This window comes from Paenibacillus tepidiphilus (genome assembly GCF_008635795.1).
In the GTDB taxonomy this organism is placed as follows: domain Bacteria; phylum Bacillota; class Bacilli; order Paenibacillales; family Paenibacillaceae; genus Paenibacillus_AQ; species Paenibacillus_AQ tepidiphilus.
In genome coordinates this window covers 56,007-79,861 of sequence record NZ_VWRQ01000028.1, presented here as the reverse complement: position 1 = coordinate 79,861, position 23,855 = coordinate 56,007, and the positions used below count along the sequence as shown (strand labels likewise).

Below are 23,855 nucleotides of genomic sequence, written 5' to 3'. Positions count from 1 at the left end.
CTTTCTTGGTGGACTTCAACAATCCCGAGAATACCCTACTTTTTTGTTGCCTGACTAGGCCCCAAATCTTGGTACACAACTTATTTTACGCCATCGAATTTCAGACACCTAATTGGATTATCGCCACTTAATTCGGGCGATATTGGCGTAATCAGCAGTTTGCGTCCGTATTAAGTGGCGATTATCCACCTAATTCTTTGATTAGCTTTGAACAGGTGAAATTAGGTTGCGATTTTCCAACTAAATGGAGCTGGCTGCCGAATTACCCTTTCAAACAGCAGTAATCAATAAATCCGGGGGCAGGCAGCGAACGGGGACCCCAGCTTTTTTGCCGTAATCTCAAGTCAGGTAACAAAAAAAAGAGCAGGGCCGTATGTGCGGCCCCACTCTTAAAGCATTATTCCATCTCCGCCGTAATTGCAGCGATCTCTCCGCGCCGCAGCGCCTCCGCCGCCTCGCCCCTGAGCACGGTACCGCCATAGGTCCGCACGGTCCCGTCGTTATAGGTCAGCGTCAGGCTGCGGATGGACGCTGCCCCATCGCCGTAAGTATCGGCGCGCCGCGGATTGCGGTAGGTCACCTCAGTGTGGCCAAGGAGCCTGAAGGAAAGCTCCCCTTGCTCATCGAACAGCCAGCCCGGCAGCGCCGGCTCCAGCGCCAGCGTCAGCTCGCCGTCTTCCACCCGGAACATGCGGCCGCCGGCCATCATCCGCTTCCACATGCTGAGGAACTCGGCGGTTGATCCGCTGAGCCGGGCGACGAAGCCCCGGCCGTGCGTCGCCGGGTCGGGATTGCCGCCCGTGGAGATGAAGGAGGAGTTCTCCAGCGTGCTGCGCCCGTATACCTCCGGATCAAGGAACGGAATAAGCGAGGTCTTCATCTCACTGAAGAATTCCTCGTACAGCCCTGATTTCAACAGCTCCAGCAAGTATTTATAGGACATATGCAGGAAGTTGGATTCCCGCTCCTGCCAGCCCGGCGTAAACGCGCGGATGCGCCCGATCTCATGCGACTCCGCTTCAAGCGACACGGAGGTCCGGTACATTGAAGTGACCGGATCGAACAGCCCGGTGGCTCTGACCTTGTTGTAAATCTCCCTGGCCTGCTCCCGGTCGTCCAGCGTCTTCAGCCAGCGGGCCGGGCCTTCCAGGAAGTACGGCAGCGCCACAGGCGCAAATTCCTCCACCACGGCCTTCGGCAGCCCGTAGCCGCTGATGACCGGCTGGCCGGCTGCATCCGTCACCGGCCGGAAGCGCACCGCCTCGAAGCGGAAATAGGTCGGCGCAAGGCCGCCGCCCAATTCGACCGCCTGGGCGATGCCCTGCTCTATCCGGCGCAGGAAGAGGCCCAGCGCCGCCCGAACCGCCGGGAGCGGCACCTCCCGTTCCGCTCCCTCCAGGCCAAAGCGGATGCGCGCCCGGTAAGCCTCGCGCGCGGAAGCGACGGTATCCCAATAGGCAAATTGGGATACCTCGCCCGCAAGCACAGCCGCCGCTGCTGCATCCACCTGCTCCAGCAGCTCCGCCAGCTCCACCGGCAGCCGCAACGTATCTGCCGGATTCACGCCGCCATCGAGCGCATCCGCCAGGAACTGAAGCATCCGCTTCAGTTCGAACGTCTCGCTCATGCCGGAGCCGAAGAAGCCCGGCAGGCCGTTCATCGCATCGTTCCAGCCCGGCTTGTTGCCCTCCATCTCCACGCCCATGCCGTACGGGTCAAGCGTAGCGAACTTGATAAGTGAGAGCGATACCATTTTGGCGAACAGGCTCGTGCGGTAGATGTCTCCGAATCCGCCTTGGGTGCGCAGCCAGTGGGTCTCGGAGGCTTTGCGGCCCAGCTTGTGCAGCTTCTCCTCATCCTCCAGCAGCGAACCGAACTGCCGCACCTTCCCGCCGCTGATGACATATTTCTCGCTGCGCGGCAGAACATAGGCCGGACTGTCGTAGAAGGTATAGCTTTCGTCTCCGAACAGCAGCTCCCGCTTCCGGTCCGGGAAGATTTCCAGATATCCGTCCACCAGATCCATATTGTAGGTCCAGTGATCGGACCAGTAGCCTTCGCCGAAGGCGGCTTCGATGTTCTGCTCCGTCAGCGCCAGTACCCCGGCCAGGAATTCCTGCTCGCCCACCTTCAGCTCCACCTGATGATCGGCGATATAGTTCACCAGCTTGCCGGGAGTGAAGCGGCTGCGGCACAGGCGGACAAGCTCCTTGTGGCAGCTGGCCGCGCTTTCAGCAATCCATTCCGCCAGTGCAGCCTCTTGGCCGGGACGCAGCGAGAAGGTTGTTCCCTGCACGCTCAGCGGATTGTAGCCGTCGGCCTGAATCAGGCTGTAGAACATTTTAATATTGAAGGTGCCGACCTGCGGATGAAAGAACACATCGCTGCGCCGGTTCTGGTTCATATCGCGGAAATTCCCGTTGCCCTGCGAGTAATATTCCGGAGCCAGCGAGAAGAAATTATAGTCCCGCTCCATATCGCCGTGCTTGCGCGAGTACAGATGCACTACAGCCCCTTCGCCCTTATTGTCAAAAATAAACGGATAACCGCCGCGCAGGAAATTATCCAAATAGGACTGGCGGCAGTACGCGTCGAACAGCGGCGAGGACGTGCGGGTGGAAATATCGGCTGTCAGCTCCTCCGTCAAGGCCGCCGCCTCAGCCGCCTTGGTCACAATGTAGCTGTCCTGGGCCAGCTCCGCCGCTCTGCCATTGATCTTCGCGATGTCGCTGACATGCCCGATAATCGTGCTGAAGGTCAGCGCGGCGCCCGGTGCAAGCCTGCGAGCGGTGCCGCTAAAGCCGCAAGGCACCTTGTTGACCGGGTATTGAGGCTCTGCAAGCAGCACAGAGAGCGGCTGCTCCGCGAAACGGTCAGGGAAGATCAGCGAGGTATTGCCGCCGAAAATAAGCTCAAAATCAACAATCGGCGCCAGCCGCTCCCCTTCGGCGGTAAAGGACAAGTAGAAGTGCCCGCTCGTAATCTCGCCGATCTCCGCCTCGTCATTTGTGCTGGAGCGCAGCTTGTAGAAGGGCACCCCATGCTCCAGGTTATAAACCTCCATCCAGCTGCGCAGCAGATTGCCCATCTCCTTATACCCGCCGTTCGTGGAGCCGTAAGGCAGCAGCTCCGGCATGCCATCAAGCAGCTCCAGCTCCAGCCCGGCTGCTCCTGTATTCTCGATGGTTACCCGGCGCACCAGTCCGGCGTAGTCATCACCGGGAACATTAAAGTAGTCCACCGTCGTCTTCAGACCGTGACCGGCATGGCGTTCCTCGATGCCCAGCCCGTTCTGGAGAATCGTCATGCTCCGCCGCGCAGCCGCATCCGGGCGCGCCGCCTGAAACGGCTCATAGATGTCCGGCGAACCGTTCAGCTTAAGGAAGGTGCGGAAGCCGGTCACCGCCGCGTTCTTGTACGAGATGCTCGCCGGGGAGAATTCCATGATCGGCGAGTTCTTGTCGCGGATGCCGAAGCCGCAGATACCCTGGCCCCGGTTCACGTAGAAGGTCCACATCGGGATTCCCTTCAGCCCGGCCAGCCCCGGAAGAAAGCTGGCGAACGGCTTGCCCTCATGAAACTGCTCCATGACAAACTTCCCTGAATCGAAATGATAATTGCCCATTCCTATAACCTCCTGATGGTATATGATGGCGTTACCTGAAGCTTATATAGCAATTACATGTGTGGCGATGGAGTGCGGCGGCAGGACACATTCAGCCACCTCTTCGCCCAGACCGAGCGTAAAGCTCCGCACTTCATCCCCTTCATTCATCAGCACGATCGCAATCGTCCCGTCCGGGTTGCGGAAGGCGCAGGACAGCACCCCTGCGGCAGCGGAAGCAAGCCCGATCCGTACAGCGCCCGGCTTGATGTACTTGCTGAAATGCCCAATGTAGTAATAAGAGCTGTTGTAATGAATCTCCCCGGTAACCGTGTCGGCAATGACCGGCGCGTCGCACAGATTGTTCACATGGTTCGGCCCCCCGGTCTCATCCAGCACAAGGTTCCAGTCCAGATAGCCTTCCGTCCATGCATTCAAATCCCCGATCATATTGCGCCCGTAACGCTCACCTGTGAACCACTCGCCCAGGCGGACGCCACCCTCCTGACAGCCTTCCGTGAACAGCAGATGCTTGTCGGGAAACAGCTCATGCACCTTCGCCACCTTGTCGAACTCTTCGCCGCCGTACCAGTGAATGCCGGTGCCCCAGACATACCGGGCTGCTTCAGGATCTGACAGCACGGCAGAGGCGCGTTCCACCATAATATCGCGGTTATGGTCCCAGATAATGATCTTCACATCCGCCATTCCTGCGCCGTGCAATGCCGGTCCGAGATGGTTTTTGACAAAATCGCGCTCTTCCTCTGCACTGTACACACAGGAGTCCCACACCTGAACAGCCGCCGGCTCATTCTGCACCGACACCGCCCACACCGGCACGCCCTCTCCACGGTAAGCTTCAATAAATTTGGTATAATACCGTGCCCAGGCCCCCGCATATTCGGGCTTCAGCGAGCCGCCGTGATTCATGGAGCCGTTTGTCTTCATCCAGGCCGGAGGAGTCCAGGGCGAGGCAAGCAGCGTGAGCGGACCACCCCGGACCACCGCTGCGTCCTTAATCAGCGGCAGCACCCATTGACGGTCATGGGCGATATCGAAGGTCGCAAGATCTGTGTCGCCGTCCTCTACGTAGGTGTAATTCCCAAGCGCGAAGTCGCAGCTGTGGATATGCACCCGGCCCATACTGTAGCCAAGCCCCTCCACGGGGTCGAAATACCGGCGGATGACCTCGGCACGCTTTGACGGATCAATCCGCGACAGGGTGTAGGCCGCAGCTTCAGTGAAAGCGCCGCCAAAACCAACAATGCGTTGGTATTCCTCCTCCGGATGCAGCTCCACATCAGCCGTCTGTCCGGCTGGGCGCTCCTTGAAATCAATACCCTGCTGCGGGCTCAGACGGTGATCCGTGTTCTTGGCCGTCAGTATGGTTTGCACCTTTGCCATTTCATCAGCTCCTAGTACATAAAATGAATTTATAATAACCGAAAGGCCGGGACAACAGCATCGAAACCGGTTTCGATTATGTCGAAAAAAAGGCCTCCGGATAAGCAAGCTTATAGTTAGCCTCTTACTCTTCGGCCGGCGGCGCACAGGATTCGCGCACCACCACTTCCACCGGGAATACCAGCGCCTGCATGTCTCCGCGCCCTTGGTCGATGGAATCCAGTAACACTTCCGCCGCCCGGCGGCCCAGCACAGCCGTATTTTGCTGCACCGTTGTCAAGGCGGGGGTTACAAACTTGGAAAGCTCAATATCGTCAAAGCCCATGACCGAAATGTCGGCGGGAACCGCAAGTCCGCTGTCCCTGGCAGCCATCACCGCACCCTGGGCCAGCAGGTCCCCCGATGCGAAGACGGCCGTCGGCCGTTCCCGGAGCGCCAGCAGCTGCTGCATGGCGGCATATCCGCTGTCCAGAGAATAGAAGGCCCCCTCGACAATGTAGTCCCCGGGAATCTCCAGACCGTGTGACTCCATAGCCGCGACGAATCCCTGCTCACGCTGTTTTCCCGGAAAAGTCCCCTTGCCTCCGGAAATATGCGCAATCCGGCGGTGGCCCAGAGAAACCAGATACTCTACCGCCTGCAGCGCGCCTGCCGTATTGTCCGAGCAGACGGTATGCGCCTGCGCCGTTTCATAATCCAGGATCACCATCGGAATGCTGCTATCCAGCAGTTCCTGGAAGTACGGATCATCATAGTCCGACAGCAGGACAACCACACCATCCACACCGTGGATCCGGCAGTTCTCCAAATATCCGCTTTGCTTGCCGCCCACATCCTTGGAGATAAACATCAGCGCATAGCCCTTGTCGACGGCAACCTGCTTGAAGCTCTCGATGACCGCTCCGAAGAACGGATGACGGATACCGGCGCCCGTGCCTTCCACGAACAGCACGCCGATGGTCCACGATTTCTTGGTCGTCAGCGTACGTGCATGCGCATTGGGCAGATAACCCATCTCCCGGGCGGCCTCCAGAATTTCCTGGCGGGTCTTTGCCCGCACGTCGGAGTAATTATTAAACGCCTTGGATACTGTAGTCGGCGAGTAACCGGTTCGTTTGGCGATATCGTATATAGTAGTCAATCCGGTTCCCTCCCGGCTGCAAATGTAAGCCCTTTAATGTTCACTGCCATTCTAACTGCTTTCCCCGTGTCCGTCCAGCACAAAATATCCCTGTACCGACGGCAGCAGCGTCACCGCTTGAATCAGGAGACCCACTCCGGCATAAACAACATGGATCACCGATACGGCGTTCATCATGAAGGTCTGCACCACAATCCAGATAATCTGCCCGAAGCCGATGTACAGCGACAAGGACCAGGCCCCGTGCAGCTTCTTGAACGGAGTCAGCTTCAGCGCCCAGTCCCATTGCGGCTTACGGTACAAACCATAGAGCACAATCAATGGCAGCAGGCCAAAGATAAACAGCAGCAGCAGACCGGGAATCAAAAAATTGTCAAACGGCGACCGTTCCAGCACCGAGGTCGGCATTCCGATCATATCACCGCTGGGATCAACCAGCAGCACCAGCCCGCCGCCAATCGCTCCGAGTCCGAGAAAGCCCTGCAGAATATACAGAAGTATTACAGCACCTGACCTTTTTTCAGTTCGTTCCATGTCCTGTTCCCCATTTCCATAATCATGCTGGATCAATAAAGTGCCCGCAGGAAAAATAATCCTTAGTACAGCATACCGCAGCTCCCCCTGCTGCCGCGAAGACAGATATCACAGAAGTAGCTGTCCGGACGTATTTCTGTGCCCGTGTGAATGGCGGCGCTTTGCGTTATACTAAAGCTACGAGAACTAATAAGGGGAAAGGGTGGACGCGTGAGTTCCGCTTCCGCTTCAACATAAACTATGACCGATACCAATCAGCCATTATCCAAACAATGCGCCTATTGCGGGCAATTGAGGCCGCTCAGTGAATTCCGCAGACGTACAGGCAAGCGGGCCAAAGGCCAGTCCCGCCGCGGCGCGTGCCGGGACTGCCGCAAAGCGCGCGGCGCTGCGGATATCCCGGCACCGCAGGTCAAGGCGGCGGACGCCGGCCAGCGGACCGCAAGGGCTGTCTCCGCCGCCGCCGCCCGGCAGCAGACGCCAGCAGCGGAAGCCAGGCCAGCCGCTCCCAAGCTGCATTCCTTGCCCGAGCGCTCCAAGGACAGCAAGGCCGCCGAACCCAAGGGCAAGCCGCGCTCCCGCGCCATGCAGCAGGGCCGGGGGCCGCAGCAGAAGGGAATGAAGCCTGATCCGCAGGATATCTCAGCGCTTATCCCTTCCGCCAAAGGCATGATTCTGATGCGCGGCCACAGCGACAAGGGCCGGCGCTGGCATCAGGAAATCGACCTGGAGCTGGCGGTGACGCTCGTCAGGGAGCATGCGGCGGTTATCGTTAACCGCCGGACGATCCGCCGCCTATACAGCAACAAGGATTTCCGCAAGTATATTTTGACAAGGGATCATTACACCTGTCATTTCTGCGGGCTATATGGAGATACGATCGATCACTTGCTGCCGCGTGCCAAGGGCGGCCATACCACGCCGGACAACTGCGTCTGCGCCTGCAACGAGTGCAACCAGTCCAAGGCCGATCAGCTCGTGGAGGAATTCATGCGGCGTTAACAGTGACGGCACTACAGCAAATAGGCGTATCCAATCTGCCCGCCTTGGGGAAGATCGGATACGCCCTCTGAATCAGCGGGGTTACCGCGCGTTATTCAGGGCTGCTCGATAATATGCTTGACCCTTCCAACCTGTCCGTCCGCCAGCCGCACCTTGATTCCATGCGGATGGCGCGGGGAATTGGTCAGGATATCCTTGACCGTGCCGCGGGTCAGCCTGCCCGTGGCCTGATCCTGCTTGAGCACAATATCCACTGCAAGGCCCGGACGGATATCCGCTCTGACTTGTCCGTTCATCATCTTCTCCCCTTTCAAGAGTTATAATAGACTGCACTAGGATGCAATAAAGATAAGGATGAGGACAGCTATGGCCTTTGGCATCGACAGGGAAGAATTAAACCGGTGGAAGCAGGCAGTCACTGCAGGAGAAATCGCCTATCTGACCCATTATTGGATCGATCCGCGTTTCCCCGGAATTACTACCGTAACCAAGGTAGGCTGCGCCGATTTGGCCCGCCTGACGCGCTGGTGCGAGGATCACGGCCTCCCGCCGCAATATATCCATAACCGCAAGCCTTTCCCCCACTTCGACCTGCTCGGACCCAAGCAGCGGGACATCCTCCGGCAGGAAGGGTTATGGGATCAGCTCGAACGGTTCCGTATGCTGTGAAAGTCAGGAATGGTGGCTATATCAAAAATAACCTCACCCGGAGAGCTTATACCTGATGCAATTCACATGCTTAACGGGGGCCCTGATACTCACCCCGCAAAGTGAGAGTTATTCCCCGATGCTGTTCATATACTTTGCGGGGGCCCCATCTGAGCACCTTTTATTTCTTGCTGCGCAGATTCTGCATAATCTTGCGTCCCGTCGGTGTCTGGGCCAGGCCGCCGCCCGCCGTCTCGCGGTGCTTCTCCGGCATGGCCGAGCCGACCTCCAGCATCACCTGGATAACTTCATCGGACGGAATAACGCTGCGGACACCGGCCAGTGCCATATCGGCGGCGGCGAGCGCCGTCACTGCACCGAAGCCGTTGCGGACAATGCAGGGAATCTCCACCAGTCCGCCTACCGGATCGCAGATCAGTCCAAGCGTGTTCTTGAGCGCAAGGCCGACAGCGTGGATTGCCTGGGCTGGCGAACCGCCGCGCAGCTCGGTCAGCGCTCCCGCCGCCATCCCGATTGCGGAACCCACTTCGGCCTGGCAGCCGCCCTCCGCACCGGAGACGAAGGAATTGTTGGCAATGACATAGCCGATGGCGCCGGCGGCGAATAGTCCGTAGACCATTACATCGTCATCCCAGCCGAAACGTTCCTGGCAGCTGAGGAAGACGCCGGGAATGATTCCGCAGGAGCCCGCCGTCGGTGTGGCGATGATCCGTCCCATGGAGGCGTTGACTTCCGAGACGGCAAGTGCGTACGCCATCGCCGTGCCGGCCGGTCCGCCGAGGGTCGGCTCTCCGGCAGCATTATAGGCAGCCACCCGCTGTGCATCCCGGCCGGTCAGCCCGCTGCGCGAGGTGGTATCCTCATGCAGGCCGCGGTGAACAGCCTCTTTCATTACGCCGTAATACTCTTTCATGGTGGCAAATTCCTGTTCTGTGGAACGCCCCGACTCCGCGCTTTGCTCTTCCAGCATCAGCTCCCCGATACTAAGGCCGCGTTCCTCGCATAATACCGCCAATTCACTTAATGTCCGAAAATTCATGGTGTTTCTTCCTTCCCTTCCTGTTCTTGCGGCTTGCGATTCAGGTCAACGACGCTGACCGATTTGACGGCCGGCAGCCCGAGCAGCTCCCCGGTCAGCGCCTCCGTAGCCGGTTCGTCCAGCTCCAGCACCGTCAGGGCGGCGCCGCTGCGGTTCTTGCGGTCCAGCGACATATGGCCGATATTAAATTCCCCCCGGCGCATCACATCAGTCACGCTGGCGAGTACCCCCAAATAGTCCATATGATGAATCAACACGGTCGGATAATTCCCGGTAAGCTTCACGCTGAAGCCGTCGATATCGACAATTTCGATATTGCCGCCGCCGATTGAGGTTCCGGTCAGCGTCAGCTCCATGCCCGTATCCCGGCCGGTCAGATGCAGGCGGACCGTATTCGGATGGGGGAACAAGCCTGTGCCCTGGCGGAACGAAATATTCATTCCCCCAGCTTCGGCTAGCTCAATAGAGTCCGGCAGACGGTGGTCGTCCGTGGCAAAATCAAGCAAGCCGCCGATAATCGCCCGGTCTGTGCCGTGCCCCTGGTAGGTCGCAGCGAACGAGCCAAAGAAGGTCACCTCTGCGATGCCAGGAAATTCGCCTAGCACCTGCCTGGCAGCCCGGCCAATCCGGGCGGCACCGGCTGTATGGGAGCTGGAAGGGCCGACCATTGCCGGCCCGATAATCGAAAATACATCTTTAAAACGCATCTATTCAATCTCCCGCTTTCAGAATTCGACAAAAAACTTGGTGCCTATCTATTATACTGCACGAACGCGGAAGCTTCATTATTACATCAAATGTTATAACTCTCAGTGCGCTTATTGTCAGTATTGGGCGGATATGCCTTGAGGCAGAGCGCCTCAAGTTCTGCTGCAGGCAGTTCCTCCAGCGCCAGGATTGCTGCATAGGGTTCACCAGGCAAGCGCAGCAGGCCGGCAAAAGCCGGCTCCGTCTTCACACCGCCCCTCTTCAGGGCAATCACTGCTTCCCGAAATTCTCTGCCCAGTATACGCAGAATCTCCCACTCCACCAGCATATGCCGGAAGCCGTTCTGCCGCTCAACCGGCACCGGCTGACCGAACAGCTCGACCGGCCAGCCGCCGGCCTCAAAATTAATCTTGGTCCGCGAAATGCCTTCCACCGTCCGTGTAACCGTCCGAAAACCGGAAAATCCCCCGAAAGCCTGCCGGACCTCCGCCGTGAAGCGCTCGGAATCATATACCTCGCACAGGATGTCGAGGTCGCTGCCTTGCACCTGAAGGTCCAGCGGAACTGTGCCCGCAAGCAGCGGGTGATAACTCTCCAGCCGTTCCATAATCCGCAGCCTCCGCAGAAGGATATATGCCTCCCGTTGCCGGGGGCTTCCTTGTTCCAAATATGATAGTGTCAGCCAATGCAATAGCTCCGGACCGCCCCTCTGGTAAGGTATTAACGGTATAGCCTGATGCTATGAGTCTCCCCCTGTTCTGGCCGCCTTCCGCACCCATTCCTGGGCGAACGCATAGACATATACCGAGCAAAAAGTAATGTAAGGGGGAGACAGTACAACGTGCACATGAATCCGGTTTATCCTTATTACGGCGAGCAGACGGTCTGCAGTAAGCAGCCCCTCGCCTTTCCGCCGCAGCACCAGCCCCGCCAGCCGGGGCTGGAGAGCTTGATGAATCCGCGTCCGATCAGCGAGAATCCCGAAGCCCGCGGCAGCGGCAAGCTGGAGGGGAGAATCGCGCTCATTACCGGAGGCGACAGCGGCATAGGCAAAGCTGCTGCCATCGCTTTTGCCAGGGAGGGTGCGGATGTCGCTATCGCCTACTTATACGAAGTGACCGATGCCGCCGTCACCGCAGCGCGCATTGAAGCCCTGGGACGCCGCTGCCTGCAGATCAAGACCGATTTACGTTACAGGGAGAACTGCTTCCACGCCGTCCAGGAGACCCTGCGCTTCTTCGGTAAGCTGGATATTCTGGTCAACAATCATGCCGTGCAGTATCCGCAGAAGAGCATCCTGGACATTTCGGAGGAGCAGCTGTACCAGACGTTTCATACGAATATTATCCCGTTCTTTTTTCTGACGCAAGCCGCTCTGCCGCATCTGAAAAGAGGAGCCTCTATCATCAACACCGCCTCCATTACTGCCTATCAAGGCAATAAGGAGCTGATTGATTACTCTGCTACCAAGGGCGCCATTGTCACCTTTACCCGCTCCCTGGCACTGTCGCTCGCGGATCAGGGCATCCGGGTCAACAGCGTCGCACCCGGGCCGGTCTGGACCCCGCTGATCCCCTCCAGCTACTCTGCCGCCGAGGTCAGCGTATTCGGTACCGACACCCCGCTGAAGCGTGCGGCGCAGCCTTATGAACTGGCCGGCGCCTATGTCTATCTGGCGGGACCGGACTCCTCCTATGTCACCGGTGCCACCATTCATGTCAATGGAGGAGACATGGTTACCAGCTAAATTAAGACCCGAAAGGAACATAGCCATGACGAAATTCAAGGAGTATGATCTTCCCTCCGTACGCCTGAGCGCAGGCTTGTACGCTTTAGCCAAGCTTTCTGCCGCCGGACTGACCCTTATGCTCTTGACCCTGGCCACTCTGTGGTTTCCCGCACACGACGGGGTACCCGCAGGCTGGCCGGTATCCATAGCCTATGCCTTATATGCTTACGCCCTGCCGGCAGCGCTGCTGGCCGATGCGCTGGCACATCTGCTGCGCCTCACCGCGCTCCCCCTGTCTCTGCTGCTCCACGCAGCCGCCGGCTTCGGAGCCGGCCTGTGGCTGGCCGCGGAACAAAGCGCCCCATGGCCCGAAAGCGGCTTTGCTGGCATTGGCACACTTCTGCTGTTCCGTCTGGCGGAGCTGGTGTGTGAGCGGTATCCCCTTCTGCTGCCTGTATTTGCACTGTTTGTTCCGCTGCTTTGTCTAATGCTGCTGTAACACTGTTTGATATAGCAGCCGGGTGAGTTACAGCAGTTAAATGCGAGAAAAACCACTACAAATTTCGCATACAATGGCCTGGTTGCCTTGGAGGCAGCCCACTGTGGCCGGTTTTTCGACTACACTTGGCCTGTTTACCCTGGCGGCAGTTCATTGTGGTCGGTTTTTCGACTACACTTGGCCAGTTTACCCTCGCGGTAGCTCATTGTGGCCGGTTTTTCGACTACACTTGGCCTGTTTACCCTCGCGGTAGCTCATTGTGGTCGTTTTTTTGACTACACTTGGCCAGTTTACCCTCGCGGTAGCACATTGTGGTCGGTTTTTCGACTACACTTGGCCAGTTTACCCTCGCGGCAGCCCATTGTGGTCGGTTTTTCGACTACACTTGGCCAGTTTACCCTGGCGGCAGCTCATTGTGGTCGGTTTTTCGACTACACTTGGCCTGTTTACCCTCGCGGTAGCTCATTGTGGTCGGTTTTTCGACTACACTTATGAGGGGTCAGCCTGTACTGGGTTGTTCGTCACCCGCTCACGCGCAAAAACGCGAAACACGGTACTAACCGGACGCCCCCTAATCGGTGATCCTTCCGTCCCTCGCTTCCCGGACGATATCGCGCATTGCCCGTGGCTTTTGAGATGCCGGATAAATGTTCAGGCCAATGTAAGTGCAAATGCTTTAAATTTAGTCACTTATAAGGTTAAATGCGTCTTAGCGGCTAAACTCGCAAGTCGAAAAAAGAACAACTCATTAAGAGGTGCGCGATAAGATAGTCTGGAACTGGCGGTGCAATATTCGCGTCCTGAAAGCTTTCCGCAGGAAAGCCAGTCTCCGGGATCATATGCTGCTGCAGGAATTCAACCGCTCAAGGCGGTTGAATTAAGAAATCTGGGGGCGGGCAGCGGCCGTAAGTCCAAATCCTTCTCCCGGTACAACAAGGTTCTCAAAAGCTCAGCTTATATAGTTGCATTACAGCGCTTCGATGATGTCTCCGGCGATCAGCGCCGCCGGATTATCCCGCTTCCGGGCCGCCCGCTCTCCGGCGAGCCCGTGCAAATAGACGCCGAAGGCCGCCGCCTGCACGGCTTCCAGTCCTTGGGCGAGCAGGCCGGCTATGAGGCCTGTCAGCACATCGCCCGCGCCTCCGGTTCCCATGCCCGGATGGCCGGTGATGTTTACATAAGCCTGACCGTCAGGCGACGCGATGACGGTATGGGCTCCTTTCAGCACAAGCACGACCCCGCTGCGCCGGGCATAATCCAGTGCGAGGCCAATCCGGTCACGCTGCACCTCCTTGGTGGAAACTCCGGCAAGCCGGGCCATCTCTCCAGGGTGCGGTGTCAGAATCACCGGATGCCTGCGCGGCTTCCAGGAGGCAAAGTCGGCTTCGGCTAGGATGTTCAGGGCATCGGCATCCAGCAGGAGCGGAGCCTCCAGCCCCTCCCAGAGCATCCGCAGCCACTCCGTATCCTCTGCGAACCGGCCGAGTCCGGGGCCGGCGGCGATAACATCGCGCGTCTCCGCGAGACGCAGCACCTCCGTTGCCGTGCCGGCATTCCAGCCGCTGTTCTCCGGGCTGCCAACCGGCGCCAGCATGATCTCCGGCGCTGCCCCGATGACATGCGGCTGCAGGGCACCCGGCAGCGCCCAGGTCACCAGCCCGCAGCCGGCGCGCAGCGCAGCGCGGGCGGCGAGCAGGCCGGCGCCGCTCATGTTCAGGCTGCCCGCCGCAAGCAGGACATGGCCATAAGTCCCCTTATGGCCCTCCGGCGAGCGGCGGCGCGACACGTCGACCCCGAGACGTGTCCGCAGGGTCTCCGGCGTCAGCAGGCTGGCCTGCACGCCGTGCTCCCGCGCCAGGGCGGCGGGGATGCCGATGGAGCGGACCACCACCTGCCCGGCAGCGCCTGCGCCGGGATACTGCGTCAGTCCGCGCTTCAGAAGCGCGAGGCAGACGGTCACCGCGGCATGGATGCATGGCTCATGCAGCTCCCCCGTATCCGCGTTCAGCCCGCTCGGGATGTCTGCGGATACAATAGCTTTGCCGCTGGCATTCGCGGCGGCAATCAGCTCCGCGTAGGCGCCGCGCGGCGCGCCGGCGCTGCCCGTGCCCAGCAGCGCATCAAGGATGCCGCTGCAGGCGGCAAAATCGACCCGGTCCCGCCCGTACACAAGGGCGGGCAGACCCAGCGCACCAGCCGCGTCCCGCTGCTGCGCGGCTTCCCCGGCCAGCGTCTCCGGCGCGGCCGCGTACACCAGCGTGACGGCGAGGCCCGCCTCACGCAGGTGCCGGGCGGCGGCGAGGCCGTCGCCGCCGTTGTTGCCTTTGCCGACGAGGATGAGCCAGTGCTCCCCGCCGGCATGCTCCAGAGTCAGCGCCCGGTCGCCGCTGACCGTGAACTGCGGCGGCGCTGCGTTGCCGCCCGCTCCGGCGGCTGCGCGCCCGCCGTTCCCTCCCGGCGCCTGCAGTCCGGCGCCGCTATCATCTGCAGCGCTGTGCCGGTCCGCCGCAGCCATCTCCCCGCCGCGCCGCCTCCGGCACAGCGCGATGATCTCCTCGGCGATTGCCCGCCCCGCATTTTCCATCAGCGCTATCGCCGGAATGCCGAGCCGGTTAATCGTAACCTCGTCCAGCTTGCGCATTTCCTCTGCCGTCACCAGATCCATGCTCCGCTCCCCTTTCGCTTGCAGTATCAATGTTTCTGCGCTGCGGCCGCTTTCTGGCCCAGCACAGTCTGCTTCACCTGTCGCGCTCAAACCTTTCTGTTTGGTTGCCGTCACCGGAGACCTCATTACGGGCTTACCTGTTTACGGGCTTACCTGTTTATTTACTTTACGGAGAATATCTCACTCTGATGTTGTCAATCCGATCTCACATGACTATTTACAGGAATTTCTCCTCTCTGATCTTAGCAATCCGGGCTTACCTGTTTATCTACAGAAAATTTGTCACTCTAATCTTGCAATCCGCTCTCAACTGATTATTTACAGAAATCCCCTCTCTCTAATCTCGGCAATCCGGGCTTATCTACAGCAATTTTCTCCCTCTAATCTTAGCAATCCGATCTTACCTGTTTCTTTACAGGAATCTCCTCACTTAAATCTTATCAATCCGATGTTCCCGGAAGATTAAGCGAAGTTACTCCCCCTTATTGTGCAGAGAAGTTATTCATGATAAAGCAAATTGCATTATCTTCAGCAGCAGAATTCAGGGAAGCCTTCTCGCTGCTCTTACAGAGAGACGGAACCGGCTTGACGCCTCTCCTTCTCCTCCGTAATCCTGCGCATATCTCAATAAGCTACCGCAAACCGGTCCCTGCTGAAGTTGCCTTCCTCCAGTTCATCCAGCACGGCCACCGCCAGATCCTCCACGCTGATGGTGCTGTCCCCGCTCTCATCCACAACCAGCCGGCCCAGTCCAATGCGGAACATGCCCGTCCGGCGTCCCTCAACGATGGCAGCAGCCGGACTGATATAGGTGTAGTCCAGTTCAGAGCCGCTGTAGAGTTCATACGCCTCTCTATGGGCTTCCGCCAGCGGACGCAGCTCCTGCGGATATCCCGCAGTATCCATCAGCCGTTCGCCGGAATCTGTCTGCAAATCTCCGGCGCCGCCTACGATTAGCAGGCGCCCGACACCGGCGTCTTGCAGACCGGCCAGCAGCGAACGGGCAGCAGCCGGCAGCTCCCGAGCCAGCTCCGGACCGGGTACCAAGGCGCTGATTGCCGCCTCATGGCCGCCGGCCGCCGTTGCCACGGATGCCGGGCTGAGCAGGTCCCCGGCATCCACCCGCAGGCGCTCATGAGCCAGGGGCAGCTGCTGCGGGTCCTGAACCACCGCAGTGACCTCATGCTTTCTTTTTAGAGCTTCTTCCACAATAGCCCGGCCAACCGCCCCGGACGCCTCAAACACTACCAGCTTCATAAATGCTCCTCACTTTCTTGTCTGTCGACACTTACCTCTAATTTATCCCAAGCAGGCCATATGAAACCGCCGCCGGGACTTTTATCCCTTAAATCTCTCCACCCCGAAAAACCCCACGTTTGTGGGGCAGGGCCAATACCACTATTAATTTCCAGCTTAGCTTAGAACCTCCCGGTAAACCGCCCCGAAGTTCAGCAATTTCAGCCGTTCAGCCGTTCAGCCGTTCAGCCGTTCAGCCGTTCAACCGTTCAGCCATTCAACCGTCCAGCCGTTCAGCCATTCAACCGTTCAGCCATTCAACCGTCCAGCCGTTCAGCCATTCAGCCATTCAGCGTTTCAGAAACATTCCCTGTGATGCAGGCATAACCGGCACAAAACCATACTGCGCATACAGCCTTGCAGCCTCGCCGTCGGCGATCAGGCTGACATAAGTTTGGGCCGGCAGCGTGTCCAGATAGCCCTTGATTTCCCGCATAATGATCTTGCCCAGCCCGCGCCCCTGGCAGGCGGGCTTAACGGCGATATCGGTCACCTGAAAGAAGCAGCCGCCGTCCCCGATAACCCGCCCCATGCCGACAAGCCCGCCGTCTTCCAGCAGCGTAACCGCAAAACAGGAGCGCGGCAGGCCCACTTCCGCACCCGCTGCACTCATAGCACTGAGCCCGGCCTCGCGCCGCAGCTGCAAATACTGCTCCACTGAAGGGCATTCGTGGCGGATTTCCAGTCTGGAGGTTGTCTCCATACACACTCCCCCCTTCCTTTTAATTTTTCAGGCATCTGCATCAAGACGCCGCATACTGCTTCAACTATAAACGACCCGCCTGTCCAGGGGCAAGTCTGCCCGGGCAGATGCGGAGAAGATGAAACAAAAGAGCGTTCCCGGCGTATAGCATGATATATCCATAGTCAGATCAGAATTCATTCCCAGCTAAATGGCCGGATAATTCTAGAAGCGACATACAAATGTATACAAGATACGGAAAGGATAGGTGGGTAATATGTCTTCACTGGGCAAGCTGTTAAAATGGGTTACTTTTCTGGGCGAGGCATTTCTCGCACTGCCGATTATCGGCGGCGCATTTGTCATTTCTTACGCCTGGACCCCGCTGTTCCTGGCATTTATCGTGCATGCCGTTGCCGTCTTCGTGCTGTGGAGAGAACGCGGACCGGTCGCCGGCAACGTGCTGGGCATGATTACATCCGTCGTGGGTCTGATCCCGTTCGTCGGCTGGTTCATGCACGTTATTACCGCAATTGTGCTGCTGTTCGAGGGAATTTCCCGTTCGCGCCGGACGCCTCGCTATTAATGGAGTCGGGTAAATAACAACCAAACCAGACCGCAACAAAAAGACCTTCCATCAGGAAGGTCTTTTGTCATCATACGAGTGTCTATAAGCTGTAGATTCTAATTGGATATTTATTCCTCGTATTCCTCTGGTGTGTATAATGGATCGTATAAGGGCTTAATCGCTATCCTCTTCCTACCGAACGGTTGCTGGCACGCCGGCTTCCGGCCTCGCCACTTGGACGCGCATTGGATGCACTGTTCTCAAAACGCTTGCGTTCCGTGCGCTCCATCTGTACGATCTGCCCTTCATGCACCACAATATGCAGGGAACCGAATTCCATATCATCCAGAAGTCCGGCAATCCGTGCAAGCCATACCTCATCCACTTTCAGTGGTTTCGCCATTCTCCAGCCTCCTTTTCCCCGGATAGGGTCGTCTTCGCCTTAATCCCGTAATTACCAACTTGTATACTGTGATTTAACTTAGCATGAACTTTCCGGGCTGTCAATGCGCATTTTTACGGAGCAGCCAGCTCTTGATCAGCATGGTCGCCAGCGCCAGCAGGAGCAGCAGGGATGCAACAGCGAATGAAGCCGAAAATTGGTATTCGTTATACAAAATCTCGACATGCAGCGGCAGCGTATTCGTTTTTCCACGTATATGTCCGGAGACAACCGACACTGCTCCGAATTCGCCCATTGCCCGCGCATTACATAGAATAATTCCGTATAATAATCCCCATTTGATATTGGGCAGCGTGACTCTGAAAAAGATTTGCCAGCCGCGCGCACCCAGCGTGATCGCCGCCTCTTCCTCCTGTGTACCCTGATCCTCCATCAGCGGTATAAGCTCACGGGCCACAAAAGGAAACGTGATGAACAGCGTCGCCAGCACAATGCCCGGCAGGGCAAACACAATCTTGATGTCATTCTCGCTGAGCCAAGGCCCGAACCAGCCGTGTGAGCCGAATACCAGGACAAAGATCAGCCCGCCGATAACCGGCGACACCGCAAAGGGCAGATCAATCAGGGTGACCAGGAAGCCTTTGCCGCGAAAACGAAACTTGGTGACCGCCCAGGCCGCAATGACACCGAACACCGTGTTCAGCGGTACGGTAATCGCGGCTACCAGCAGGGTAAGCCGCAGCGCCGATGCGGCGTCGGGGTCGCTAAGAGCGGCCCAGTACACCTCCCAGCCCCGCTTCAGCGCTTCGGTCAGCACAACGATCAGCGGCAGGGCGATCAGCCACAGCAGCACCAGCCCGGCGGCGGCAATCAGCACCCATTTCACTACCGGCGATTCATTCGTCGCCGGCGAGGATGCCGCCGTCTTCGGCCCGGGGGCATGCATAGGGACAGTACCAGCCATTATTGTTCCTCCTTCACATGTACCCGTGGTAATCCACGCATTATCTGGCTGATTTATGGACCCAGCGCTGCAGCGAGTTGATGACCAGCAGCATCAGGAACGAGAGCAGGAGCAGCAGCAGCGCCACGGCTGTGGCTCCGGCATAGTCATACTGCTCCAGCTTGGACATAATGAGCAGCGGCGCAATCTCCGTGCGCATCGGCATATTGCCGGAGATAAATACGACGGAGCCGTATTCGCCGATGCCGCGGGCAAAGGCGAGGGCAAACCCGGTCAGCAGCGGCGGGAAGAGCTCGGGCAGCACGACTGTGCGAAACGCCCGCCAGCGCCCGGCACCCAGCGTAGCCGCAGCTTCCTCCATATCCCGGTCCAGGTCCTCCAGAACCGGCTGTACTGTCCGGACCACAAAGGGAATTCCGATAAACATCAGCGCCAGCGTAATCCCCAGAGGAGTAAACGCCACCTTGAAGCCAAGCGGCTCCAGCAGCGAGCCGATCCAGCCGTTCTGGGAATAAAGGGCGGTCAGCGAGACGCCGGCTACGGCGGTCGGCAGCGCAAACGGCAGATCGATCAATGCATCGAACAGTCTTTTGCCCGGAAACTCATAACGCACCAGCACCCAGGCCAGCAGCAGGCCCAGGAAGCTGTCCACCAGGGCGGCTGCGGCAGCAGTGCCCAGGCTGACGCGGTAGGAGGCCAGGACGCGCGCGTCCGTGGCCACACTCCAGAATTTATCCCAGCTGAGTCCCGTCGAGTTGAACAGCAGCGCCGAGAGCGGCAGCAGCACAACCAGACTCAGGTAAAGCACACTGTATCCCATGGTCAGACCGAAGCCGGGCAGCACCCTGCGCCGGGAAGCGCGGGCAGCCGTTGAGGTGACACTCATTTGCCAAATCTCCTTTCCTGCCTTCGGCTTATGCGCCGATCAGCGCCTTGCGGGAACGGACCGTAATGCGCCACCCGGGCTCTTCGTTCTCTTGGCCCGGGTGGCGCATCCGAAAGCAGCTTAGCTGCCCGGAACGTAGATCTGATCGAAGATGCCGCCGTCATTGAAATGCTTCTCCTGGGTTTCTTTCCAGGTGCCGAATTTCTCGGCCAGCGTGAACAGCTTGATCTCCGGGAACTGGTCCTTGAACTGTTCCTTCACGCTATCGAGCGTAGGACGATAGTAATTCTCTGCGGCGATTTTCTGGCCTTCTTCACTGTAAAGGTATTTCAGATAAGCCTCTGCCACCTCGCGGGTGCCGCGTTTATCGACAGTCTTATCGACTACGGCAACCGGCGGTTCGGCCAGAATGCTCTCCGAAGGATTGACGATCTCAAATTTATCGGGACCCAGCTCCTTGATGGAGAGGTAAGCTTCATTCTCCCAGGCGAGCAGCACATCGCCGATGCCCCGTTCTACGAATGTAGTGGTTGCACCGCGTGCCCCGGTATCCAGCACCGGAACATGCTTGAACAGCTCCTGAACGAATTCCTGCGCCTTGGCTTCGTCATTGTTGTTGTTATCAAGGGCATAACCCCAGGCCGCCAGATAGTTCCAGCGCGCGCCGCCCGATGTCTTCGGATTCGGTGTGATAACCTCCACGCCTTCCTTCAGCAGATCCGGCCAGTCCTGGATGCCCTTCGGGTTACCCTTGCGGACCAGGAATACGATGGTCGAAGTATATGGCGAGCTGTTCAGATCGAACTTGCCTTCCCAGCCCCCGTTAATAAGGCCCTTCTCCTGCAATGCATCGATATCATAACCAAGCGCCAGAGTAACGACATCTGCCTCAAGGCCGTCCAGCACAGCGCGGCTTTGCGCGCCTGAACCGCCATGCGACTGGTTAACCGTCACCTTCTGGCCAGTCTCCTGTTCCCAATAAGCGGCGAACGCCTGGTTATAACTCTCGTACAGCTCACGCGTCGGGTCATAGGACACATTAAGCAATTCTACCGGGTCCTTGGCCGCCGCCTTTGTCGGCTCTGCCGAAGCCGCTGTATTCGTGCTGTTCGCAGGCGCATTCGTAGCCTCGCTTGCGTTATTGCCGGCATTGCTGTTATTGCCGCAAGCAGTAAGCCCTGCCGTTAATAGTAATGTAAACCCGGCGATAAGCCCCTTCTTGATCCCTTTCTTCATGTCCGCCACTCCCCCTGTTTTCTCTTCATAATTTGGTGTCAAGCCATTGGTTTAAGCAAAAAAGGACGGAGGAAGCCCACTTGTGGCAGGTCAAATCGGTCCCAAAGACACGTATCTGCGAGCCTGAAGCAGGCGTTCCTCCGTCTGTACGGTAAGAACAATTTATTTGATTATTCCTACCTTCTTAGTATGTTATGAAAACATAATACTTAACGGACCTCCTTTGTGTCAAACCTTTTTTTCAAGGAATCGGAAAATTTCTTCCCCGCCGGTTCCTCCGGCAGCATGTGGGGTCCGTTCCTCCAGGTCCCACTTGTTCTCACTGCCAATAAGTAATATTATTGCTACATCTAATAGACTAATAATAGACTAATAGAATACAGAAAATAGACTTCTTGATAGCAGGGTGACGAATAAATATGGGTATGGATTTGGAGCTTCTTCCCGAGCCGCGGCGCCCGCGGCTTCCTGTGCGATTGTTCCACGGAGCCGTTCAGCGCCTCCTGGCAACGTACCGCTATGATACAACGCTCTGGCGCACAGCGCTGGCCGGACCCTGGGTGATTGGATTCCTGGCGTTCGCCGCCGCCGTGCTGGGCATCCCTACCGGACTGGGGACCGCCGCCGATCTGCTGCTGGCCGCCACTGCCGGCACACTGGTACTTGCGCTGGCCGGCAATATCATCGCCCTTCTGCTGGCACTGACCGGACTCCCCGTTCCGCGGCTGTTCACGGGCGTGCTGCTCAGTGCGCTGGGCGCTGTGACGATCATTCTCTATTTCTCTGATTTCAGGCTGGAAGCTGCGGCGGCTGTCGCCGTAATCGCAGCTGCTCTCGGCGGCCTCGGCGGACTGGCCCTGGGGCTGCTCCGAACCCGGCGCTACACCAGCGGAATACTTCTGGCCATTGCCGTTATACTCATACCGCTGGTCATACCCGGGAGCGGACACAGCGGAGCCGCTCCGGCGCCCGCAGAGGCCCCGGCGGACAGCGTTCCGCCCATTGCCGCTGCCGATCCCGCTGAGCCGGGCAGCTACGCCTATCAATATTTCACTTATGGCAGCGGCCAGGATGTCCACCGCAAGGAGTACGGCAAGGAGGCCGGACTAATCTCCGAAACCGTCGATGCTTCAAGCTATATTTCGAACTGGCCCAAGCTGCGCACGTTATTCTGGGGCTTTGACGCCCGCTCGCTGCCGCTGAATGCCCGCGTATGGATGCCGGAAGGCTCCGGCCCTTATCCGCTGGTGCTCATGGTGCACGGCAACCATATGATGGAGGATTATTCGGACGCCGGCTACGCCTACCTCGGCGAGCTTCTCGCCAGCCGGGGCTTCATCGCCGTCTCGCTTGACGAGAATTTCCTGAATTACTCCGCCTGGTCGGGAATTCCGGACAATGACTTCGAGGTGCGGACCTGGATGATTCTGCAGCATTTGCAGCAGATCGCCTCCTATGCGGAGCAGCCGGGGACGCCGTTCTACGGCAAGGTCGATTATTCGCAGACTGCATTACTCGGACACAGCCGGGGTGGCCAGGCCGTAGCGATGGCTGCCGATGCCGGACGCTGGTTCAAGGATGATCCCGTACTGGCAGCCGTTAAGCGCTTCTCGATTACTTCGGTTATTGCGCTGGCTCCGACCGACAAGGTGATCGACGAGCAGCAGGCCCGCCTGCAGGATGTCAATTATCTGACCCTGCAGGGTGCACGCGACGGCGATGTCCATGACTTCTACGGAGACCGGCAATACATCCGCTCCTTCTATTCGAAGGGCTCAGACGCATTCAAGAGCTCCCTGTATATCGGGAATGCCAATCACAGCCAGTTCAATACCGACTGGGGCCTATATGACCAGACGCTGCCAGGCGGGCTGTTCCTCAGCCGGGCACAGATTATGGATGGCGGAGCCCAGCGGCAGATTGCCAAGGTGTATGTATCCGCCTTTCTGGAGACAACGCTGCATGGACGCGAAGAGTATATGGCGCTGTTCCGCGATTACCGCAGCGGTGCAGCGTGGCTGCCGGATACGGCATTGTACAGCCGGTACCAGAGCGGCGGCTTCATTCCGGTGGCGGCTTATGACGAAGACCGTACGCGGAGCACCGTCCCGGGTGGACGGGCCGAAGCTGAAGGCATGCGCTGGACCGAGCAGACCGCCAAAGACCGCGAGTCCAAGAGCAAGGCTACGTACGGCATTCTGCTGGAGCGCACCGCCCCGCAAGGGGAGGAAGCCTCTTACAGCATTGAGCTCAACGACCGCACTACAGATGCCATCACTGTGCAGGATGCCGAAGGGCTGGCTTTTTCCATGGCCAACCACAACGTTATATCAGCCGACGGCACGCAGGATGCTCCAGAGGCTGCAGCTGAAGACACAGCGGATTCCGCAGAGGACGAAGTCATGGAGATACTGCCGGCGCCGGAAATTGAAGTGGAATTAACGGATGCGGACAACCGATCCGCGCGTCTGCCGCTGGATGAAGTCATGGAGGTGCTGCCGCTGCCGGAGACCCGCTTCACCGTCAACCCTTGGCTGGAGGAGCGGATCGGCGGGGGCAAATACGGCGATCTGTCAGAAGCGGTCTTCCAGACCTATGAGCTGCCGTTCGAGCTCTTCCTGGAGGAAGAGCCTGAACTGGACCCGGGAGAATTACGCGAAGTCTCTTTCTATCTGGAGGGGACAGGGGACAAAATTATGCTGGACGACATCGGATTCTACACCGGAGACAGCTCAGCAGGCACATGGCAATAAGCTTAAATTACTGTGAACAGGCATGACAAGACGCTCTGCAGCCGCCCGGGTACTTGCACCCGCAGCGGCCGCA

General features: G+C 58.3%; 21 protein-coding genes. 6 read left to right on the top strand and 15 right to left on the bottom strand.

Annotated elements, in window-relative coordinates:
- Positions 1 to 397: 397 nt before the first annotated feature.
- From F1379_RS26260 to F1379_RS26245, 4 genes are all read right to left on the bottom strand, one after another.
- Entirely contained in the window at positions 398 to 3,625 is a 3,228-nt protein-coding gene (locus tag F1379_RS26260; RefSeq protein WP_150275433.1) for a cellobiose phosphorylase, read from the bottom strand.
- Between the two features lie 42 nt (positions 3,626 to 3,667).
- Positions 3,668 to 5,008, bottom strand: a complete 1,341-nt coding sequence (locus tag F1379_RS26255) for a glycoside hydrolase family 30 protein (RefSeq protein ID WP_150275432.1) — start codon at positions 5,006 to 5,008, stop codon at positions 3,668 to 3,670.
- A 124-nt stretch (positions 5,009 to 5,132) separates the two neighbouring features.
- Positions 5,133 to 6,149 (bottom strand): LacI family DNA-binding transcriptional regulator, encoded by a 1,017-nt coding sequence (locus F1379_RS26250; protein ID WP_150275431.1) that lies wholly within the window; start codon positions 6,147 to 6,149, stop codon positions 5,133 to 5,135.
- 51 nt (positions 6,150 to 6,200) lie between these two features.
- Positions 6,201 to 6,683, bottom strand: coding sequence for a hypothetical protein (locus F1379_RS26245; protein ID WP_239004823.1), 483 nt, complete (start codon positions 6,681 to 6,683; stop codon positions 6,201 to 6,203).
- A 240-nt stretch (positions 6,684 to 6,923) separates the two neighbouring features.
- Between F1379_RS26245 and F1379_RS26240 the strand changes: the two genes are divergently transcribed.
- Positions 6,924 to 7,685, top strand: coding sequence for an HNH endonuclease (locus F1379_RS26240; RefSeq protein WP_150275430.1), 762 nt, complete (start codon positions 6,924 to 6,926; stop codon positions 7,683 to 7,685).
- 95 nt (positions 7,686 to 7,780) lie between these two features.
- Here the strand turns inward: F1379_RS26240 and F1379_RS26235 are convergent, their stop codons facing one another.
- The gene (locus tag F1379_RS26235) at positions 7,781 to 7,981 is read right to left on the bottom strand and encodes a YwbE family protein (protein ID WP_150275429.1); all 201 of its coding nucleotides are present in this window, start codon (positions 7,979 to 7,981) and stop codon (positions 7,781 to 7,783) included.
- A 70-nt stretch (positions 7,982 to 8,051) separates the two neighbouring features.
- On the opposite strand from F1379_RS26235, the gene F1379_RS26230 reads away from it, so the two are divergent.
- A complete protein-coding gene (locus tag F1379_RS26230) occupies positions 8,052 to 8,354 on the top strand; it encodes a hypothetical protein (protein ID WP_150275428.1) in 303 nt (100 codons plus the stop codon).
- A 160-nt stretch (positions 8,355 to 8,514) separates the two neighbouring features.
- Here the strand turns inward: F1379_RS26230 and sdaAA are convergent, their stop codons facing one another.
- The 3 genes from sdaAA to F1379_RS26215 form a co-directional block, all read right to left on the bottom strand.
- Positions 8,515 to 9,393, bottom strand: a complete 879-nt coding sequence (sdaAA, locus tag F1379_RS26225) for an L-serine ammonia-lyase, iron-sulfur-dependent, subunit alpha (protein WP_150275427.1) — start codon at positions 9,391 to 9,393, stop codon at positions 8,515 to 8,517.
- Positions 9,390 to 10,100 carry an L-serine ammonia-lyase, iron-sulfur-dependent subunit beta gene (sdaAB, locus tag F1379_RS26220; RefSeq protein WP_150275426.1) on the bottom strand — a complete coding sequence of 237 codons (711 nt, stop codon included), beginning with the start codon at positions 10,098 to 10,100 and terminating at the stop codon, positions 9,390 to 9,392. Before sdaAB ends, sdaAA begins: the two co-directional genes overlap by 4 nt.
- Before the next feature lie 86 nt (positions 10,101 to 10,186).
- Positions 10,187 to 10,768 (bottom strand): DUF4269 domain-containing protein, encoded by a 582-nt coding sequence (locus F1379_RS26215; protein ID WP_275262661.1) that lies wholly within the window; start codon positions 10,766 to 10,768, stop codon positions 10,187 to 10,189.
- A 180-nt stretch (positions 10,769 to 10,948) separates the two neighbouring features.
- Between F1379_RS26215 and F1379_RS26210 the strand changes: the two genes are divergently transcribed.
- A complete protein-coding gene (locus tag F1379_RS26210; RefSeq protein ID WP_150275441.1) occupies positions 10,949 to 11,848 on the top strand; it encodes an SDR family oxidoreductase in 900 nt (299 codons plus the stop codon).
- A 25-nt stretch (positions 11,849 to 11,873) separates the two neighbouring features.
- Entirely contained in the window at positions 11,874 to 12,329 is a 456-nt protein-coding gene (locus F1379_RS26205; protein WP_150275424.1) for a hypothetical protein, read from the top strand.
- A gap of 967 nt (positions 12,330 to 13,296) precedes the next feature.
- On the opposite strand, the gene F1379_RS26200 is transcribed toward F1379_RS26205, so the two are convergent.
- The 3 genes from F1379_RS26200 to F1379_RS26185 form a co-directional block, all read right to left on the bottom strand.
- A complete protein-coding gene (locus tag F1379_RS26200; protein ID WP_150275423.1) occupies positions 13,297 to 14,994 on the bottom strand; it encodes an NAD(P)H-hydrate dehydratase in 1,698 nt (565 codons plus the stop codon).
- A gap of 624 nt (positions 14,995 to 15,618) precedes the next feature.
- The gene (locus F1379_RS26195; protein WP_150275422.1) at positions 15,619 to 16,251 is read right to left on the bottom strand and encodes an NAD(P)-dependent oxidoreductase; all 633 of its coding nucleotides are present in this window, start codon (positions 16,249 to 16,251) and stop codon (positions 15,619 to 15,621) included.
- Positions 16,252 to 16,579: 328 nt separating this feature from the next.
- A complete protein-coding gene (locus F1379_RS26185) occupies positions 16,580 to 16,993 on the bottom strand; it encodes a GNAT family N-acetyltransferase (RefSeq protein ID WP_150275421.1) in 414 nt (137 codons plus the stop codon).
- A gap of 256 nt (positions 16,994 to 17,249) precedes the next feature.
- Here F1379_RS26185 and F1379_RS26180 point away from each other — a divergent pair, with 256 nt between their 5' ends.
- A complete protein-coding gene (locus F1379_RS26180; protein WP_150275420.1) occupies positions 17,250 to 17,558 on the top strand; it encodes a hypothetical protein in 309 nt (102 codons plus the stop codon).
- Between the two features lie 163 nt (positions 17,559 to 17,721).
- Here F1379_RS26180 and F1379_RS26175 read toward each other — a convergent pair whose 3' ends face one another.
- The 4 genes from F1379_RS26175 to F1379_RS26160 form a co-directional block, all read right to left on the bottom strand.
- Positions 17,722 to 17,943 (bottom strand): YezD family protein, encoded by a 222-nt coding sequence (locus F1379_RS26175; protein WP_150275419.1) that lies wholly within the window; start codon positions 17,941 to 17,943, stop codon positions 17,722 to 17,724.
- Between the two features lie 100 nt (positions 17,944 to 18,043).
- Positions 18,044 to 18,907, bottom strand: a complete 864-nt coding sequence (gene cysW / locus F1379_RS26170) for a sulfate ABC transporter permease subunit CysW (RefSeq protein WP_150275418.1) — start codon at positions 18,905 to 18,907, stop codon at positions 18,044 to 18,046.
- 40 nt (positions 18,908 to 18,947) lie between these two features.
- The gene (gene cysT / locus F1379_RS26165) at positions 18,948 to 19,793 is read right to left on the bottom strand and encodes a sulfate ABC transporter permease subunit CysT (protein WP_150275417.1); all 846 of its coding nucleotides are present in this window, start codon (positions 19,791 to 19,793) and stop codon (positions 18,948 to 18,950) included.
- A gap of 120 nt (positions 19,794 to 19,913) precedes the next feature.
- Positions 19,914 to 21,029, bottom strand: a complete 1,116-nt coding sequence (locus F1379_RS26160; protein ID WP_150275416.1) for a sulfate ABC transporter substrate-binding protein — start codon at positions 21,027 to 21,029, stop codon at positions 19,914 to 19,916.
- A gap of 419 nt (positions 21,030 to 21,448) precedes the next feature.
- Between F1379_RS26160 and F1379_RS26155 the strand changes: the two genes are divergently transcribed.
- Complete coding sequence (locus F1379_RS26155; RefSeq protein ID WP_239004822.1) at positions 21,449 to 23,782, top strand: alpha/beta hydrolase; 2,334 nt, start codon at positions 21,449 to 21,451, stop codon at positions 23,780 to 23,782.
- The last annotated feature ends 73 nt before the right edge of the window (positions 23,783 to 23,855 follow it).

What these genes read in the sequence shown, in the direction of transcription:
- F1379_RS26260 (WP_150275433.1), bottom strand. Translation starts at nt 3,625, where the DNA reads ATGGGCAATTATCATTTCGATTCAGGGAAGTTTGTCATGGAGCAGTTT.
- F1379_RS26255 (WP_150275432.1), bottom strand. Translation starts at nt 5,008, where the DNA reads ATGGCAAAGGTGCAAACCATACTGACGGCCAAGAACACGGATCACCGT.
- F1379_RS26245 (WP_239004823.1), bottom strand. Translation starts at nt 6,683, where the DNA reads ATGGAACGAACTGAAAAAAGGTCAGGTGCTGTAATACTTCTGTATATT.
- F1379_RS26240 (WP_150275430.1), top strand. Translation starts at nt 6,924, where the DNA reads ATGACCGATACCAATCAGCCATTATCCAAACAATGCGCCTATTGCGGG.
- F1379_RS26235 (WP_150275429.1), bottom strand. Translation starts at nt 7,981, where the DNA reads ATGAACGGACAAGTCAGAGCGGATATCCGTCCGGGCCTTGCAGTGGAT.
- F1379_RS26230 (WP_150275428.1), top strand. Translation starts at nt 8,052, where the DNA reads ATGGCCTTTGGCATCGACAGGGAAGAATTAAACCGGTGGAAGCAGGCA.
- sdaAA (WP_150275427.1), bottom strand. Translation starts at nt 9,393, where the DNA reads ATGAATTTTCGGACATTAAGTGAATTGGCGGTATTATGCGAGGAACGC.
- sdaAB (WP_150275426.1), bottom strand. Translation starts at nt 10,100, where the DNA reads ATGCGTTTTAAAGATGTATTTTCGATTATCGGGCCGGCAATGGTCGGC.
- F1379_RS26210 (WP_150275441.1), top strand. Translation starts at nt 10,949, where the DNA reads ATGAATCCGGTTTATCCTTATTACGGCGAGCAGACGGTCTGCAGTAAG.
- F1379_RS26205 (WP_150275424.1), top strand. Translation starts at nt 11,874, where the DNA reads ATGACGAAATTCAAGGAGTATGATCTTCCCTCCGTACGCCTGAGCGCA.
- F1379_RS26200 (WP_150275423.1), bottom strand. Translation starts at nt 14,994, where the DNA reads ATGGATCTGGTGACGGCAGAGGAAATGCGCAAGCTGGACGAGGTTACG.
- F1379_RS26195 (WP_150275422.1), bottom strand. Translation starts at nt 16,251, where the DNA reads ATGAAGCTGGTAGTGTTTGAGGCGTCCGGGGCGGTTGGCCGGGCTATT.
- F1379_RS26185 (WP_150275421.1), bottom strand. Translation starts at nt 16,993, where the DNA reads ATGGAGACAACCTCCAGACTGGAAATCCGCCACGAATGCCCTTCAGTG.
- F1379_RS26180 (WP_150275420.1), top strand. Translation starts at nt 17,250, where the DNA reads ATGTCTTCACTGGGCAAGCTGTTAAAATGGGTTACTTTTCTGGGCGAG.
- F1379_RS26175 (WP_150275419.1), bottom strand. Translation starts at nt 17,943, where the DNA reads ATGGCGAAACCACTGAAAGTGGATGAGGTATGGCTTGCACGGATTGCC.
- cysW (WP_150275418.1), bottom strand. Translation starts at nt 18,907, where the DNA reads ATGGCTGGTACTGTCCCTATGCATGCCCCCGGGCCGAAGACGGCGGCA.
- cysT (WP_150275417.1), bottom strand. Translation starts at nt 19,793, where the DNA reads ATGAGTGTCACCTCAACGGCTGCCCGCGCTTCCCGGCGCAGGGTGCTG.
- F1379_RS26160 (WP_150275416.1), bottom strand. Translation starts at nt 21,029, where the DNA reads ATGAAGAAAGGGATCAAGAAGGGGCTTATCGCCGGGTTTACATTACTA.
- F1379_RS26155 (WP_239004822.1), top strand. Translation starts at nt 21,449, where the DNA reads ATGGGTATGGATTTGGAGCTTCTTCCCGAGCCGCGGCGCCCGCGGCTT.